This window comes from Pseudonocardia acidicola (assembly GCF_012911935.1).
Classification (GTDB): domain Bacteria; phylum Actinomycetota; class Actinomycetes; order Mycobacteriales; family Pseudonocardiaceae; genus Pseudonocardia; species Pseudonocardia acidicola.
The window spans coordinates 21,010-36,614 of the sequence record NZ_JAAXLA010000047.1; the positions used below are offsets into that span (position 1 = coordinate 21,010).

Sequence of the window (15,605 nt, forward strand, 5' to 3'; positions counted from 1 at the left end):
GATCCGGCCGCACCGCCGATCGGGGGCGTTACGGGCGCGCCACCCGGTCCTTGCGGCTCGGTGAACGGCCGGTTCCGCGACCCGTCACGGTCGTTCGTCGTGCTATCGCCCGTCCGGGTGGTGTTGCGACCAAACCCACAGGTGGTACCCCCGTTGACGACCCGAAAGGGGGCCTGAGTACGTTCGCTGTCGAGCTTGCGGGCAGGCCCTGCAGGATCGAAAGTTTGCTAGGACAGCAGCATGACCGAAAGACGGAGGAGACCGTGGCCCTTCCCCAGCTGACCGAGGAACAGCGTGCTGCCGCGTTGGAGAAGGCCGCGGCGGCGCGCCGGGCCCGGGCAGAGCTGAAGGACCGGCTCAAGCGCGGCGGGACGACCCTCAAGGAGGTGCTCGTCCAGTCGGACACCGACGAGGTGCTCGGCAAGATGAAGGTGTCGGCTCTGCTCGAGGCGATGCCGGGCGTCGGCAAGGTCCGTGCCGCCCAGATCATGGAGCGGCTGGAGATCGCGCCGAGCCGTCGGCTGCGCGGGCTCGGTGACCGGCAGCGCAAGGCGCTGCTGGCCGACTTCGAGGCGTGAGCTGTAGTCAAGCTCCGCACGACCGTCCGAGGGGCCGGCTGATCGTTCTGGCCGGCCCCTCGGGGGTCGGAAAGAGCAGCGTGGTCTCACGACTGCGTGAGGTGCTGCCCGAGCTCTACTTCAGCGTGTCGGCGACCACCCGCGAGCGCCGGCCCGGCGAGGTCGACGGCCGCGACTACCACTTCGTGTCCCCGGCCGAGTTCGACGGGCTCATCGCCCGCGGCGCGCTGCTGGAGTGGGCCGAGATCCACGGCGGCCTGCAGCGCTCGGGCACCCCGCGCGAACCCGTCGAGCGGGAACTGGCCGCGGGCCGGCCGGTGCTCGTCGAGGTCGACCTGCAGGGCGCGCGTGCGGTCAAGGCGGCGATGCCCGAGGCGCTCACGGTGTTCCTGGAGCCGCCCTCGTTCGACGAGCTGGCCCGCCGGCTCACCGGCCGCGGCACCGAGTCGGCGGCGCAGCTGGCCCGCCGGCTGGACACGGCGCGGGCGGAGATGGCCGCCCGCGACGAGTTCGACGTGGCCGTGATCAACGACGAGCTGCAGGCCGTCGTCGCCCGATTGGTAGACTTGGCGGTCGATCACGCGCCGCATCCGTGCGCTGACCCCGATCTCTCCCCACAGGAGTCTCTCCAGTGAGCATGCCGTTGACCGGTACAGTCGCCGGTTCCACCCCCGAGGGCATCACCAACCCGCCCATCGACGACCTGCTCGGCCAGGTCAGCTCCAAGTACGCCCTGGTGATCTACGCGGCCAAGCGCGCGCGTCAGATCAACGACTACTACTCGCAGCTCGGCGAGGGCCTGCTCGAGTACGTCGGCCCGCTGGTCGAGCCGGGCCCGCGGGAGAAGCCGCTGTCGATCGCCATGCGGGAGATCCAGGGCGGCCTGCTCGAGCACACCGAGGGCGAGTAACTCCTCCGATGAACGACCCCGTCGCGCCCCGGGTTCTGCTCGGGGTGTCCGGCGGAATCGCGGCCTACAAGAGCGCCGAGTTGTTGCGGCGGCTGACCGAGACCGGCCATTGCGTGCGTGTGCTGCCCACCGCCTCGGCGCTGGAGTTCGTCGGCGCGGCGACGTTCGAGGCGCTGTCCGGCCAGCCGGTGCAGACCGGCGTGTTCGCCGACGTGCCCGCGGTCCCGCACGTGAAGCTCGGCCAGGAGGCCGACCTGGTGGTGGTCGCCCCGGCCACCGCCGACCTGCTCGCCCGCGCCGCGCACGGGCGCGCCGACGACCTGCTGACCGCCTCGCTGCTCACCGCGCGCTGCCCGGTGCTGTTCGCGCCGGCCATGCACACCGAGATGTGGGAGCACCCCGCGACCCGGGACAACGTGGCGCTGCTGCGGTCGCGGGGCAACGTTGTGCTCGAGCCGGCGTCGGGCCGGCTGACGGGCAAGGACACCGGCCCGGGCCGGCTGCCCGACCCCGCCGAGATCGCGGAGCTCGCCCGGCTGCTGCTGGAGCGCGCCGACGCGCTGCCTCAGGACCTGGTCGGGCGCCGCGTCGTCGTCTCGGCCGGTGGCACCCGCGAGCCGCTCGACCCGGTGCGCTTCCTCGGTAACCGGTCCTCGGGCCGGCAGGGCTACGCGCTGGCCCGGGTGGCCGTGCAACGCGGCGCGTCGGTCACCCTGGTCGCCGCGCACACCGCCGAGCTGGGTGATCCGGCGTCCGTCGAGGTGGTGCGGGTCGGGTCCGCGGCCCAGATGCGGGAGGCGATGCTGACCGCGGTGAAGGGCGCCGACGCGGTGGTCATGTCCGCGGCGGTGGCCGACTTCCGGCCCTCCACGGCGGCCGAACACAAGATCAAGAAGAACGCCGCGGAGCCCGCTCCGCTGGTGCTCACCAAGAACCCCGACATCCTTCTCGAACTGGTCGCCGGCCGGGAGCCGGGCCAGGTGATCGTCGGGTTCGCCGCCGAGACCGGCGACGCGGCCGGCGACGCACTGCATCACGGCCGCGAGAAGCTGGTCCGCAAAGGCTGCGACCTGCTGGTCGTCAACGCCGTGGGCGACGGCCGGGCGTTCGAGGTGGCCCACAACGCCGGCTGGCTGCTCGGTGCCGACGGCAGCGAGACCGAACTGGCGTCGGGGTCCAAGGCGCTGCTGGCGTCGCGGGTCTGGGACGCGGTGGCCGCCCGGCTGTAGACCCTCGTGCGCGGTAGGTGGTGCCGGAGCACCACCCACCGCGCACGAGCCGTACCGCGCCGCGGAGCCCTCAGCCGAGGAGGCCTCCGGCCCGGGCCGTCGTGGTCGGGGCCGGGCGCCGGGCATCGCCGGTCGGCGTGGCGGGGTGCCGGTCGTGGCCGGCGGCCGGAGTCGTCGTGGGCGCGCTGCCGCGGCGCTCGGGCGCAGCAGCCGGGGACGTGGTCGGCGCGGCGGGCCGGCGGTCTGCGCCGGTGGTCGGCGTGGTCCGGGCCGGGGCGGAGTTGCCGGACGAGACGTACTGCTCGATCGCCCAGCCGTGCAGGTTGGTCAGCTCCACGAAGCCGTTGCGCTTCTGGCCGATGGTCACCTCGGTGCCGCGCTGGCAGACCGCGACGATGCGCGCGGTGTCGCTGGGCTCGGCCCGCACGTTGACGTTGTCCGTGCATCGGCCCTGCTCCGCCGCCGAGGCGGTCCCGGCGGCCAGCGCCATCGCGGTGGCCGCGCCGACCGCGACCAACCCGCCGACGACAGCGGCCGCACGGCCCGGTCGTTGCACCTTCATCTGGGGGAACCTCCATGGGGTGTGAAATGTCAACATGGCCCAACGAGCGGCGCAGTCACCGATTCGCCACCGGAGGTCACATCACCCCAAGCGGTGATATAAGGGCGACATATCGAAACCGTATTCACCGTGCGTAGTAGGCAGAAGTGTCCGACGCGACGGCGGTGACGCCGTGGGGTCGACTAGGCTCGCCGATCGGCGATCAAGCGAGACAAGATGAGGTGCGGGCGTGGCGAACCGGTTGTTCACCAGCGAGTCGGTGACCGAGGGTCACCCGGACAAGATGTGCGACGCGATCAGTGACTCGGTCCTGGACGCGCTGTTGGAGCAGGACCCGCGCAGCCGCGTCGCGGTCGAGACGCTGGTGACCACCGGTCAGGTGCACGTCGCCGGTGAGGTCACCACCTCGGCGTACGCGGACATCCCCACGCTGGTCCGGGACAAGATCCTGGAGATCGGCTACGACTCGTCGGCGAAGGGCTTCGACGGCAACTCGTGCGGGGTCAACGTCTCGATCGGGTCGCAGTCGCCCGACATCGCCCAGGGCGTCGACACCGCCTACGAGAGCCGCGTCGAGTCCAGCGAGGACGAGATCGCCCGCCAGGGCGCGGGCGACCAGGGCCTGATGTTCGGCTACGCGAACACCGACACCCCGGAGCTGCTGCCGCTGCCGATCGCGCTCGCGCACCGGCTGGCCCGCCGGCTCACCGCGGTCCGCAAGTCCGGCGTGCTGCCCTACCTGCGCCCGGACGGCAAGACCCAGGTCACCATCGAGTACGACGGTGACAAGGCGATCCGGCTCGACACCGTCGTCGTCTCCACCCAGCACGCCGCCGACATCGATCTCGACGCGATGCTCGCCCCCGACATCCGCGAGCACGTCGTCGGCCCGGAGATCGCCGAGCTGGGGCTCGACACCTCCGACGTGCGGCTGCTGGTCAACCCGACCGGTCGGTTCGTGGTCGGCGGGCCGATGGGCGACGCCGGGCTGACCGGTCGCAAGATCATCGTCGACACCTACGGCGGGTTCGCCCGGCACGGCGGCGGCGCGTTCTCCGGCAAGGACCCATCGAAGGTCGACCGGTCCGCGGCCTACGCAATGCGCTGGGTGGCGAAGAACGCCGTCGCGGCCGGGCTGGCCGACCGGATCGAGGTCCAGGTCGCCTACGCGATCGGCAAGGCCGCCCCGGTGGGCCTGTTCATCGAGACCTTCGGCACCGAGCACGTCGACCCGGCCCGGATCCAGTCGGCGATCACCGAGGTCTTCGACCTGCGACCGGCCGCCATCATCCGCGACCTGGACCTGCTGCGGCCGATCTACGCGCAGACCGCCGCCTACGGGCACTTCGGGCGCACCGACGTCGAGCTGCCGTGGGAGAGCACCGCGCGGGCCGACGCCCTGAAGTCGGCCGCGGGCGCCTGACCCCGCGAGTCGGCGCTTTCCGGTGCGCGAGTCGCCCCTTTCGGGAGGGTGGGTCGCCGGCCGGCGGCGTGGGCCGGGTCGGGCAAGCTGAGCGCGTGAGCTTCCTCGACCCCGCCGATGCCGTCACCGTCCACCGGGCGGCGGACCCGCCCGACATCGCGGGTCCGCCGTCGCTGCGGTTCGTGGCACCCGGGTCGGTGACGGCCGGGCGGTACGGGCTGTTCGAGTACCGGATGGCGCCGTCGAGCCCGGGTCCCGGCCCGCACATGCACCGCACGTTCTCCGAGTCCTTCTACGTGCTGTCCGGCGAGCTGTCGATCTACGACGGTGAGCGGTGGGGCCGGTTCGGTGCCGGTGACTTCGCCCATGTCGCCGACAACGGGGTGCACGGCTTCCGCAACGACGCCGACGCCGAGACCGCCTTTCTCATCCTGTTCGCGCCGGGAATCGCCCGGGAGCGCTTCTTCCTGGAACTGGCCGAGATCCGCGAGACCGGCCGGGAGCTGAGCGAGCAGGAGTGGGTGGAGTTCTACGCGCGGCACGACCAGGTCAATCTCTGAGGACTGTCGGCGGTCGCTGTCAGCATCGGGGCATGTCCGCGTCCGCTGCCCCGCACGCGCCACGGACCGGAGTGCCACCGGCGGCGCGGGCGTCTGATAGACCGAGCCCCGTGACACGAGCGGCCCGTGCGCGGGGGGAATGGCAGCCGGCCGCGGAGGCGCCGGTCGCCCGGGTGGCCGTCGACGTCCCGCTGGCGCACCTGGACCGCCCGTTCGACTACCGGGTCCCCAGCCACCTCGACGCGGACGCGGTCCCCGGGGTCCGGCTGCGGGTCCGGTTCGCGGGCCGGCTGGTCGACGGGTTCCTGCTCGAACGCGTCGCGGAGTCCGGTCACACCGGGAAGCTGGCCTGGGTGGAGAAGGTCGTCTCGCCCGAGCCGGTGCTCACCGCCGAGGTCGCGGCCCTGTGCCGGGCCGTCGCGGACCGCTACGCCGGTGTGCTGGCCGACGTGCTGCGGCTGGCCGTCCCGCCGCGGCACGCCCGGGTGGAGGCCGAGGAGCCGCCGTCCCGGGACAGCGCCACGCCGGCGGCGGTGGACCGCACCGGGTGGGCGCGCTACCCCCGTGGGGCCGCCCTGCTCGACGCGCTCGACGGCGGCCGCGCCGCGCACGCGGTGTGGCAGGCACTCCCCGGGGAGTCCTGGGCCGACCGGCTGGCCGACGCGGCCGCGACCACCGCGGCCGGTGGCCGGGGCGCCCTGCTCGTGGTGCCCGACCAGCGCGACGTCGACGCGCTGCACGCGGCCTGCGCGGCCCGGCTCGGCGCCGACGCCGTGGTCGCGCTCACCGCCGAGCTCGGCCCGGCCGAGCGCTACCGGCGCTGGCTGGCGGTCCGCCGCGGCGCGGTGCGCGTCGTCGTCGGCACCCGCTCGGCCGCGTTCGCGCCGGTCGGGCGGATCGGGCTGCTCGCCGTGTGGGACGACGGCGACGACCTGCACGCCGAGCCGCGGGCGCCGTACCCGCAGGTCCGCGACGTGCTCGTGCTGCGGGCGCACGCGGCCGGGGCGGCGCTGCTCATCGGCGGTTACGCCCGCACCGCGGAGGCGCACCTGCTCGTCGAGTCCGGCTGGGCCCGCGAGGTGGTGGCCGAGCGCGCGACGGTGCGCGCCTCGATGCCGCGGGTCACGGCGATCGGGGAGACCGACGGGCAGCTGGCCCGCGATCCGGACGCCCGGGTCGCGCGGTTACCGGGCGTCGCCTTCGAGGCGGCCCGCGCGGCCCTCGGCGCGGGGCGCCCGGTGCTCGTCCAGGTGCCTCGCGCCGGCTACCTGCCGTGGCTGGCGTGCGCGTCCTGCCGGGAGACGGCGCGGTGCCGGCACTGCGCCGGACCGCTGGGCCTGCCCGCGGGCGGCCCCGGCGGCGATCGGGCCGGCGCCGACACGGCGGGCCTGCCGCACTGCCGGTGGTGCGGTCGCGCCGAGTCCGGCTTCCGCTGCGGGGCGTGCGGGTCGCGCCGGCTGCGAGCCGGCGTGATCGGGGCCGGGCGGACCGCGGAGGAGCTCGGCCGGGCGTTCCCCGGTACGGCGGTCCGGTCCTCCGGGGGTGGGGCGGCGGTGCTGGCATCGGTCGCGGGCCGCCCCGAGCTCGTCGTCGCGACCCCGGGCGCCGAGCCCCCGGCCGCGGACGGCTACGGCGCCGCGCTGCTGCTGGACGCGTGGGCGATGCTGACCCGGCCCGACCTGCGCGTCGCCGAGGAGACGCTGCGCCGCTGGCTCGGCGCCGCGGCGCTGGTGGTGCCGCACACCGAGGGGGGCCGGGTGGTCGTGGTCGCCGACTCGGGGCTGCCCACGGTGCAGGCGCTCGTGCGGTGGGATCCCGCCGGGCACGCCGCGGCGGAACTCGCCTCCCGGACCGAGGTGGGGTTTCCGCCGGCGATGCGGATGGCGGCGGTCGAGGGCGGCGCAGGGGCGGTCGCGGAGGTGCTGGCCGCCGCCGAGCTGTCGGCCGGCGTCGAGGTGCTGGGGCCGGTGGAGATCGGGCCCGGCGACCACGGCGCCGACACCGGGCGCGCGCCGGGTGAGCCGCGGGAGCGGGCGCTGCTGCGGGTGCCGCGTACCGAGGGCCGGGCGCTGGCCGCAGCGCTCGCGGCGGCACAGGCGGCGCGGACGGCGCGGAAGGCCCCCGATCCGGTGCGGGTGCGGCTGGACCCGGCCGAAGTCGGCTGAGCGGGACCCGGCCGGGTGGGGGATCGCCCCGCAGAGGGTGATCATGGCGGAGACCAACGCCGGGCGACGCCGCCGTGGCAGAATCGAAGCTCGCGCCCCTGGGCGCCGAGTGCCCGCACCCCCGAGTGCCCGCGGCGCAGTCTCGTACCGCAGTCGAAGGAGTTCCGTGTCCGTCCAGCCCGTCCGGCTCTTCGGCGATCCCGTACTGCGCACCCCGGCGGTGGAGGTCACGACCTTCGACGCCGAGCTGCGCAAGCTGGTCGCCGACCTGACCGACACCATGCACTCCGAGGGCGGTGCCGGCTTGGCCGCGCCGCAGATCGGCGTGGGTCTACGGGTGTTCACCTACGACGTCGACGGCTTCTCCGGGCACCTGATCAACCCGGCCTTCGAGGCCGTCGGAGACGAGGAGCAGTTCGGTCCCGAGGGCTGCCTGTCGATTCCCGGGATGACCTGGGACTGCCGGCGGCACCTGCACGTCGTCGCGCACGGCTGGAACATGCACGGTGAGCCTGTCGCGGTCGAGGGCAGCGAGATGCTGGCCCGCTGCCTCCAGCACGAGACCGATCACCTCGACGGCGTGCTGTTCGTCGATCGGCTCGACCCCGAGACCCGCAAGCAGGCGATGGCCGAGATCCGGGCTGCGCAGTGGTTCGGCACGCCCGAGCCGATCGTGAAGGTCAGCCCGCACCCACTGTTCGGGAAGGCTCGGTGACGGCGCGGTGAGGCTCGTCTTCGCCGGCACCCCGGAGCCGGCAGTGCCCGCGCTGCGGGCGCTGCTCGACTCGCCGCGGCACGAGGTCGTCGGGGTGCTCACCCGCCCCGACGCGCCGGCGGGCCGTGGCCGCAAGCTGACGCGGTCCCCGGTCGGTGCGCTGGCCGACGAGGCCGGCATCCCGGTGTTCACGCCACGCCGCCCGTCCGACCCGGAGTTCCTCGACGCGCTGCGCGAGCTGGCCCCGGACGTCGTGCCGGTGGTCGCCTACGGGGCGCTGATCCCGCGGGCCGCGCTGGACATCCCCGAGTACGGCTGGGTCAACCTGCACTTCTCGCTGCTGCCCGCGTGGCGCGGCGCCGCGCCGGTGCAGGCCGCGATCCGGCACGGTGACGACGTCACCGGCGCCACCACGTTCCTGCTGGAGGAGGGCCTGGACACCGGGCCGACCTACGGCGTCGTCACCGAGGCCGTCGGGCCGGCCGACACCGCGGGGGCGCTGCTCGGGCGGCTCGCGGAGTCCGGCGCCGGGCTGCTGGTGGCCACGATGGACGGCATCGCCGACGGCACCGTGGCGGCCCGCCCGCAGCCGGCCGACGGCGTCTCGCACGCGCCGAAGGTCACCGTCGCCGACGCGCGGGTCGACTGGACCGCGCCCGCCACGGCGATCGACCGGCTGGTCCGCTCGGTCACGCCGGACCCGGGTGCGTGGGGCACGTTCCGCGACGAACGCCTCGGCCTCGGGCCGGTGCGCCCGGTGCGGACCGGCGAGGTCACGCTGCAATCGGGGGAGTTGCTGGTGGAGAAGCGTCGGGTGCTGGCCGGCACCGGCACCGTTCCCGTCGAGCTGGGCGAGGTGCGGCCGGTGGGCAAGCGCGCGATGCCGGCGCCCGACTGGGCTCGCGGGGTACGGATCGCGGCCGGGGAGCGGCTCGGATGAGCGCCCCCCGCGAACCCCGTGGCGGCCGCGCCCAGCCGCGCCGCGGGCGACCCGCCGGGCGCCGCACTGCCGGTCCGCCGCGCGGACGCCAGGGCCCGGCCCGCCCGCCCGAGGTCGACCCGGCGCGGCAGGCCGCGCTGGAACTGCTCACCGCGGTCCGCGAGCGCGGCGCCTACGCCAACCTCGCGCTGCCGGCGATCCTGCGCCGCTACCGGCTCCGTGATCGCGACGCCGCCCTGGCCACCGAGCTCGGCTACGGCACCCTGCGCGCCCAGGGCCTCCTCGACGCGGTCGTCGAGGCCTGCACCGACCGGCCGATGAACCGCGTCGAGCCCGCGCTGCTCGACGCCCTGCGGCTCGGCGCCTACCAGTTGCTGCGCACCCGCATCCCGTCGCACGCCGCGGTGGCCACCACCGTCGACCTGGTCCGCGGCGAGGCCGGGTCCCGCTCAGCGGGGTTCGTCAACGCGATCCTGCGCCGGATCGGCGAGCGCGACGAGGCCGCCTGGGTGGCCGAGCTGGCGCCGCCGGCCGAGGAGGATCCGGTGGGGCACGCCGCGATGGCGCACGCCCACCCCCGGTGGATCGCGCAGGCCTTCGCCGACGCGCTGGGCGCCGCGTCGGCGGCCGAGCTCGACGCCGCACTGGCCGCCGACGACGCCCGCCCGGCGGTGCACCTGCTCGCCCGGCCCGGGGAGATCACCGCGGAGGAGCTGGCGCTGGCCACCGGCGGAGAGCTCGCCCCGTACTCGCCCTACGGGGTGCACCTGGAGCCCGGGTCCGGCGAGATCGGCGAGCTGGAGGCGGTCTCCGAGGGGCTCGCGGTGGTGCAGGACGAGGGCAGCCAGCTGGTCGCCCTCGCGCTCAGCCGCGCCGAGCTCGACGGCGCCGACACCGGCCGCTGGCTGGATCTGTGCGCCGGCCCCGGCGGCAAGGCCGCGCTGCTGGGCGGCCTCGTCGCGCTCGACGGCGGCACCCTCGACGCCGTCGAGCAGGCCGAGCACCGCGCCGGTCTGGTCCGCCGCGCCGTCGACGGGCTGCCGGTCACCGTGCACACCGCCGACGGCCGGGACGCCCCGCTGCCCGACGCCGCGTTCGACCGCGTCCTCGTCGACGCCCCGTGCACCGGCCTGGGGGCGCTGCGACGCCGTCCCGAGGCGCGCTGGCGACGCCGCCCCGAGGACGTCGCCGGGCTGGCGAAGCTGCAGCGTGAGCTGCTCACCGCAGCGCTGCGCCACGTCCGGCCCGGCGGGGTGGTCGCCTACGTCACGTGTTCGCCGCACCTGTCGGAGACCAGGGGCGTCGTCACCGGTGTCGCGCGCCGCCGCGACGACGTCGAACTGGTCGACGCGCGGGCGGCGCTGCCGGACGTGCCGGACCTCGGTGACGGCCCGTCGGTGCAGCTGTGGCCGCACCGGCACGGCACCGACGCGATGTTCCTCACCCTGCTGCGCCGGACCCGGTGACCACCGCCGGGCCCGCGTGCACCGGTCGGGGCGCGACCGCGTGCTCGCGCGTGGGCTCCGGGTAGCCGAGCGGCTGCTGCCCGGCCGTCCACGGCCGTGGCGGCGGAGAAAGCGCAGGCGGCGAAGGGCGGCGACCGCGGGCCTGCCCGCCGCGGGGCGGGTCACCCGGGACGTGCGCGATGCCCGTCATGACCGCAGGTGAGCGGCCCGACAGTTCCGTGCGCCACGTCGACCCGGATCGGGACACAACCGCCTCGACCCTGCGCAGTAACCTGCGTGGGTGCACCCGATGATCGCCCCGAGCATTCTCTCGGCCGATTTCGCGCGGCTCGCCGACGAGGCGGACGCGGTGACCGGCGACCCCGGCGTGGGTGCCGACTGGTTGCACGTCGACGTCATGGACGCGCACTTCGTGCCCAACCTGACGCTCGGCCTGCCGGTGGTCGAGTCGCTGCTCAGGGCGACCACGATCCCGCTGGACTGTCACCTCATGATCGACGACCCGGACCGCTGGGCTCCGGGGTACGCCGAGGCCGGTGCGCACAACGTCACCGTGCACGTCGAGGCGGCGGACGACCCGATCATGCTGGCCAAGAACCTGCGTGCCGCAGGCGCGTCGGCCGGGCTGTCGGTCAAGCCGGGCACCCCGCTCGAGCCGCACCTCGAGACCCTCAAGCACTACGACACGCTGCTGGTGATGAGCGTCGAGCCCGGCTTCGGCGGGCAGAGTTTCCTGCCGCAGGTGCTGGACAAGGTGCGCACGGCGCGCCGCCTCGTCGACACCGGGCACCTGCGGTTGCTGGTCGAGATCGACGGTGGGATCAACGCCGACACGATCGAGGCGGCGGCCGAGGCCGGCGTCGACTGCTTCGTCGCCGGATCCGCGGTCTACGGCGCCGACGACCCGCTGCGGGCCGTTCAGGCCCTGCGCGCGCGGGCGGCCGGCGTGGCCCCGCACCGGTGGTCGGGATGATCGGAGCCGCCGGGGAGAACGTGCCCGCCGATGCTCGGATCGAGGCGGCGATGCGGCGCGCGCTCCAGGCCTCCGCGCAGGTCCACGGCATCACCAGTCCCAACCCGCCGGTCGGCTGCGTCGTGCTCGACGCCGCCGGTGAGGTCGTCGGCGCGGGCGCCACCGCCCCTCCCGGCGGGCCGCACGCCGAGATCGTCGCCCTGCGCCAGGCCGGCGACCGGGCGGCGGGCGGCACCGCGGTCGTCACCCTCGAGCCGTGCTCCCACTTCGGCCGCACCCCGCCCTGCACGGACGCACTGATCGCCGCCGGCATCACCACCGTGCACGTCGCGCTGCCCGACCCCAACCCGATCGCGTCCGGTGGCGCCACCGTGCTGCGTGACGCCGGGGTCGCGGTCACCGTCGGCACGCTGGCCGGCGAGGTGGCCCGCGGCCCGCTGCGGGCCTGGCTGCACGCCGTCCGGACCGCGCGCCCGCACGTGACGTGGAAGCTCGCCGCGTCGCTGGACGGGCGCAGCGCCGCCGCCGACGGCACCAGCCGGTGGATCACCGGTCCGGACGCCCGGGCCCAGGTGCATGCGCTGCGCGCCACCGCCGACGCGATCGTGGTCGGCACCGGCACCGCGCTCGCCGACGACCCGGCACTCACCGCCCGCAACGCCGACGGCACCGCGTGGGCCCACCAGCCGCTGCGCGTCGTCGTCGGCCACCGTGACCTGCCGGCCGGCTCCAAACTGGACGCCCCCGACGTGCTGCACGTGCGCAGCCACGACCCGGACACCGTGCTCGCCGTGCTGCGCGAGCGTGGGGTCGTGGACGTGTTGCTGGAGGGCGGTCCGCGGCTGGCCGGGGCGTTCCTGGCCGCCGGCCGGGTGGACCGGGTGCTGGCCTATCTGGCCCCCGCCCTGCTCGGGGCGGGGCCCGCCGCGCTCGCCGACGCCGGAGTGGGAACGATCGGCGACATCCGGCGGTTGCACGTGGACACGGTGTGCCGGGTGGGCACCGACGTCCTCATCGACGCCCGCCCGGGAGCCGAGTTGCTCGAGAAGGGAACGCAGTAGATGTTCACCGGCATCGTGGAGGAGGTCGGCGAGATCGTCGACGTCCGCCGGACGGACGAGGTCGTGGCGCTGACCGTGCGTGGGCCGACGGTCACCGGCGACGCCGCGCACGGCGACTCGATCGCTGTCAACGGGGTCTGCCTCACCGTGATCGACGAGGAGGGGGCCACGGACGGAACGTTCACCGTCGAACTGGTTCCCGAGACGCTGCGCCGCTCGAGCCTGTCCGGGATCGAGCCCGGCGCGAAGGTCAACCTGGAGCGCGCGCTGCCGGCCGGTGGCCGCCTCGGCGGGCACATCGTGCAGGGTCACGTCGACGGCGTGGGCACCGTGCTGAGCCGCACCCCCGGCGAGCGCAGCGACGAGGTGCGCTTCGAACTGCCCCCCGAGCTGGCTCGTTACGTCGTGGAGAAGGGCTCCATCGCCGTCGACGGTGTGTCGCTGACCGTCGCCGCGACCGACGGGCGGACCTTCACCGTCGCGCTGATCCCCACCACGCTGGCGGACACCACACTCGGCGTGCGAAGAGCCGGGGACAGCGTCAATCTCGAAGTGGACGTCGTCGCCAAGTACGTCGAGCGGTTGACCGCCGGGTACCTCGGTGACTCCGGTGAGGAGGCTCGGGCCCAGTGAACAGCTCTGTGGGATCCAACGTGGCGGCCGCCGGCCTGGCGGGTGGCTTCGAGGCCATCGAGCGGGCCGTCGCGGATCTGGCCGCGGGCAAAGCCGTCGTCGTCATGGACGACGAGGATCGGGAGAACGAGGGCGACCTCATCTTCGCGGCCGAGAAGGCGACCTCGGAGCTGGTGTCGTTCGTGGTCCGCTACACGTCCGGGTACGTGTGCGTCGCGCTGACCGAGACCGAGTGCGACCGGCTCGACCTGCCGCCGATGCACCACACGAACGCCGACAGCTTCCGCACTGCGTTCACCGTGACCGTCGATGCCAAGCAGGGCGTCACGACCGGCATCTCCGCGGCCGACCGCGCGCACACCATCCGGTTGCTGGCCGATCCGACGACCCAGCCGGCCGACCTCGTCCGGCCCGGGCACGTGCTGCCGCTGCGCGCCCGTGAGGGCGGCGTGCTGCGCCGCCCCGGGCACACCGAGGCCGCCGTCGACCTGGCCCGGATGGCCGGGCTGTCCCCGGCCGGGGCGCTGTGCGAGATCGTCTCGCAGAAGAACGAGGGCGACATGGCCCGCGGCGAGGAGCTGCGGGTGTTCGCCGAGGAGCACGAGCTCACCCTGATCACGATCGCGGACCTGATCGCCTACCGGCGCCGCTTCGAGAAGCACATCGTGCGGGTGGCGCAGGCGAAGATCCCGACCCGGCACGGCGAGTTCGTGGCCTACGGCTACGACTCGCTGCTCGACGGCATCGAGCACATCGCGATGGTCGTCGGCGATGTGGCGACCCCGGAGGGCGACGGCGAGGACGTCCTGGTCCGGGTGCACTCCGAGTGCCTGACCGGCGATGTGCTCGGCTCGCTGCGCTGCGACTGCGGCCCGCAGCTCGACGCCGCGCTGGCCGCGGTGGCCGCCGAGGGCCGCGGCGTGGTGCTCTACATGCGCGGGCACGAGGGCCGGGGCATCGGCCTGCTGCACAAGCTGCAGGCCTACCAGCTGCAGGAGGCCGGCGCGGACACCGTCGACGCGAACCTGGCGATGGGGCTGCCCGCGGATGCGCGGGACTACGGCATCGGCGCGCAGATCCTCGCCGACCTCGGGGTCAAGTCGATGCGGCTGCTCACCAACAACCCGGAGAAGCGCGCGGGCCTGGAGGGCTACGGCCTGACCATCACCGGCCGGGTCCCGATGCCGGTCCGGCCCACCCCGGAGAACCTGCGCTACCTGCGGACCAAGCGCGACCGGATGGGGCACGACCTGCCGGACCTGGACCAGGTGCCCACGGGCAACCTGGTCGACGGGGCCGGGCTGTGACGGCCGGGGCGACCGGTCCGGCCGGGCGGACGACGGCCGGGCGGGTGCGGGCCCGGCGCGGCGGGCGGAGGATGGACACATGAGCGGCGAGGGACGTCCGGTCGAGGTCGAGGACCTCGACGCCGAGGGGCTGCGGGTCGGGATCGCGGCGGCGAGCTGGCACGCCGAGATCGCCGACGCGCTGCTGGAGCGGGCCGTGGAGGTGGCCGAGAAGACCGGCGCGATGGCGACGATCGTCCGCGTGCCGGGCACCGTCGAGCTCCCCGTGGTGTGCCAGGAACTCGCCCGCTCGCACGACGCCGTGGTCGCCCTCGGCGTCGTCATCCGGGGGGGCACGCCGCACTTCGAGTACGTCTGCGACGCGGTGACCGCGGGGCTGACCCGGGTGGCGCTGGACGAACGGGTTCCGGTCGGCAACGGCGTGCTCACCTGCGACACCGTCGAGCAGGCGCGCGACCGGTCGGGCCTGCCGGGCTCGAAGGAGGACAAGGGCACCGAGGCGTGCCTGGCTGCACTCACCACCGCGCTGGTGCTGCGCGAGCTGCGGGAACTCACGTGATGGCCCGGTCCGAGCAGGCGCCGGGCGGTGTGACGGTGGGCTCACGGCAGGCGCCGGGCACCGGACCGGGAGGCGTGACGCTGCGTCCCCGGCGGGTGCTGCGGGTGGCCTGGGTCGGCGCGGTCGCCACCGCGGTGCTGTTCGTCGTGGTCGCGGTGGTGCTGCGCAACAGCACGACCGGGGTGTACTTCCGGTTCGCCGACCAGGTCGCGATGGTGCTGCTGGGCCTGCTGATCGCCGCCGGGGTGCTGCTGCTGGCCCGGCCGCGGGTGCGCGCCGACGCCGCCGGGATCGAGGTGCGCAACATCCTCGTGACCCGGTACGTGCCCTGGGAGCTCGTGCGGGGCGTCTCCTTCCCGGACGGCTCCTCGTGGGCGCGGCTGGACCTGCCCGACGACGAGTACCTGTCGATCCTCGCCATCCAGGCCGTGGACGGCCGGTATGCGGTGGACGGCATCAGGGCCGTGCGGGCGCTGTACGCCGCCGCCCGGGGCCGCAACCCCGAGCCGCCGGACCGCGCCTGA

Annotated in this window: 17 protein-coding genes; 16 read left to right on the plus strand and 1 reads right to left on the minus strand. The window is 74.9% G+C overall.

The genetic code is table 11. The annotated features are described in order from the left end of the window. Positions 1 to 263 precede the first annotated feature (263 nt). Genes mihF through coaBC form a run of 4 tightly spaced genes read left to right on the plus strand, consistent with a single transcriptional unit; the run spans position 264 to position 2,717 of the window. Positions 264 to 578 (plus strand): integration host factor, actinobacterial type, encoded by a 315-nt coding sequence (gene mihF, locus HF526_RS22385; protein WP_169383515.1) that lies wholly within the window; start codon positions 264 to 266, stop codon positions 576 to 578. Continuing rightward, a complete protein-coding gene (gmk, locus tag HF526_RS22390) occupies positions 575 to 1,213 on the plus strand; it encodes a guanylate kinase (protein WP_169383516.1) in 639 nt (212 codons plus the stop codon). The genes mihF and gmk overlap by 4 nt, the downstream gene beginning before the upstream one ends. A 2-nt stretch (positions 1,214 to 1,215) precedes the next feature. After that, complete coding sequence (gene rpoZ / locus HF526_RS22395; RefSeq protein WP_169383545.1) at positions 1,216 to 1,488, plus strand: DNA-directed RNA polymerase subunit omega; 273 nt, start codon at positions 1,216 to 1,218, stop codon at positions 1,486 to 1,488. A gap of 8 nt (positions 1,489 to 1,496) precedes the next feature. After that, positions 1,497 to 2,717, plus strand: a complete 1,221-nt coding sequence (gene coaBC, locus HF526_RS22400) for a bifunctional phosphopantothenoylcysteine decarboxylase/phosphopantothenate--cysteine ligase CoaBC (RefSeq protein ID WP_169383517.1) — start codon at positions 1,497 to 1,499, stop codon at positions 2,715 to 2,717. Positions 2,718 to 2,787: 70 nt separating this feature from the next. Here the strand turns inward: coaBC and HF526_RS22405 are convergent, their stop codons facing one another. Continuing rightward, entirely contained in the window at positions 2,788 to 3,279 is a 492-nt protein-coding gene (locus HF526_RS22405) for an SH3 domain-containing protein (protein WP_169383518.1), read from the minus strand. 241 nt (positions 3,280 to 3,520) lie between these two features. Between HF526_RS22405 and metK the strand changes: the two genes are divergently transcribed. The 12 genes from metK to HF526_RS22465 all read left to right on the plus strand — a co-directional run bounded on the left by metK (position 3,521) and on the right by HF526_RS22465 (position 15,605). Further along, positions 3,521 to 4,702, plus strand: a complete 1,182-nt coding sequence (metK, locus tag HF526_RS22410) for a methionine adenosyltransferase (RefSeq protein WP_169383546.1) — start codon at positions 3,521 to 3,523, stop codon at positions 4,700 to 4,702. A 95-nt stretch (positions 4,703 to 4,797) separates the two neighbouring features. After that, a complete protein-coding gene (locus tag HF526_RS35610) occupies positions 4,798 to 5,262 on the plus strand; it encodes a cupin domain-containing protein (RefSeq protein WP_169383519.1) in 465 nt (154 codons plus the stop codon). Between the two features lie 32 nt (positions 5,263 to 5,294). Beyond that, complete coding sequence (locus HF526_RS22420) at positions 5,295 to 7,427, plus strand: primosomal protein N' (protein ID WP_169383520.1); 2,133 nt, start codon at positions 5,295 to 5,297, stop codon at positions 7,425 to 7,427. A 166-nt stretch (positions 7,428 to 7,593) separates the two neighbouring features. Next, positions 7,594 to 8,142: a peptide deformylase gene (def, locus tag HF526_RS22425; RefSeq protein ID WP_169383521.1), complete on the plus strand. Its 549-nt coding sequence runs from the start codon at positions 7,594 to 7,596 to the stop codon at positions 8,140 to 8,142. A gap of 7 nt (positions 8,143 to 8,149) precedes the next feature. Next, on the plus strand, positions 8,150 to 9,082 hold the full coding sequence (fmt, locus tag HF526_RS22430; protein WP_169383522.1) for a methionyl-tRNA formyltransferase: 933 nt from the start codon (positions 8,150 to 8,152) through the stop codon (positions 9,080 to 9,082). Then, positions 9,079 to 10,548 carry an RsmB/NOP family class I SAM-dependent RNA methyltransferase gene (locus HF526_RS22435; RefSeq protein WP_169383523.1) on the plus strand — a complete coding sequence of 490 codons (1,470 nt, stop codon included), beginning with the start codon at positions 9,079 to 9,081 and terminating at the stop codon, positions 10,546 to 10,548. The genes fmt and HF526_RS22435 overlap by 4 nt, the downstream gene beginning before the upstream one ends. 289 nt (positions 10,549 to 10,837) lie before the next feature. Continuing rightward, positions 10,838 to 11,521 carry a ribulose-phosphate 3-epimerase gene (rpe, locus tag HF526_RS22440; protein WP_169383524.1) on the plus strand — a complete coding sequence of 228 codons (684 nt, stop codon included), beginning with the start codon at positions 10,838 to 10,840 and terminating at the stop codon, positions 11,519 to 11,521. Beyond that, the gene (gene ribD / locus HF526_RS22445) at positions 11,518 to 12,582 is read left to right on the plus strand and encodes a bifunctional diaminohydroxyphosphoribosylaminopyrimidine deaminase/5-amino-6-(5-phosphoribosylamino)uracil reductase RibD (protein WP_169383525.1); all 1,065 of its coding nucleotides are present in this window, start codon (positions 11,518 to 11,520) and stop codon (positions 12,580 to 12,582) included. Before rpe ends, ribD begins: the two co-directional genes overlap by 4 nt. Continuing rightward, entirely contained in the window at positions 12,583 to 13,215 is a 633-nt protein-coding gene (locus tag HF526_RS22450) for a riboflavin synthase (protein WP_169383526.1), read from the plus strand. It begins immediately after the preceding gene. Next, positions 13,212 to 14,522 carry a bifunctional 3,4-dihydroxy-2-butanone-4-phosphate synthase/GTP cyclohydrolase II gene (locus HF526_RS22455; protein ID WP_338051663.1) on the plus strand — a complete coding sequence of 437 codons (1,311 nt, stop codon included), beginning with the start codon at positions 13,212 to 13,214 and terminating at the stop codon, positions 14,520 to 14,522. Before HF526_RS22450 ends, HF526_RS22455 begins: the two co-directional genes overlap by 4 nt. A gap of 79 nt (positions 14,523 to 14,601) precedes the next feature. Then, positions 14,602 to 15,081 carry a 6,7-dimethyl-8-ribityllumazine synthase gene (ribH, locus tag HF526_RS22460; RefSeq protein WP_169383527.1) on the plus strand — a complete coding sequence of 160 codons (480 nt, stop codon included), beginning with the start codon at positions 14,602 to 14,604 and terminating at the stop codon, positions 15,079 to 15,081. Positions 15,082 to 15,116: 35 nt separating this feature from the next. After that, on the plus strand, positions 15,117 to 15,605 hold the full coding sequence (locus HF526_RS22465; protein ID WP_338051664.1) for a PH domain-containing protein: 489 nt from the start codon (positions 15,117 to 15,119) through the stop codon (positions 15,603 to 15,605).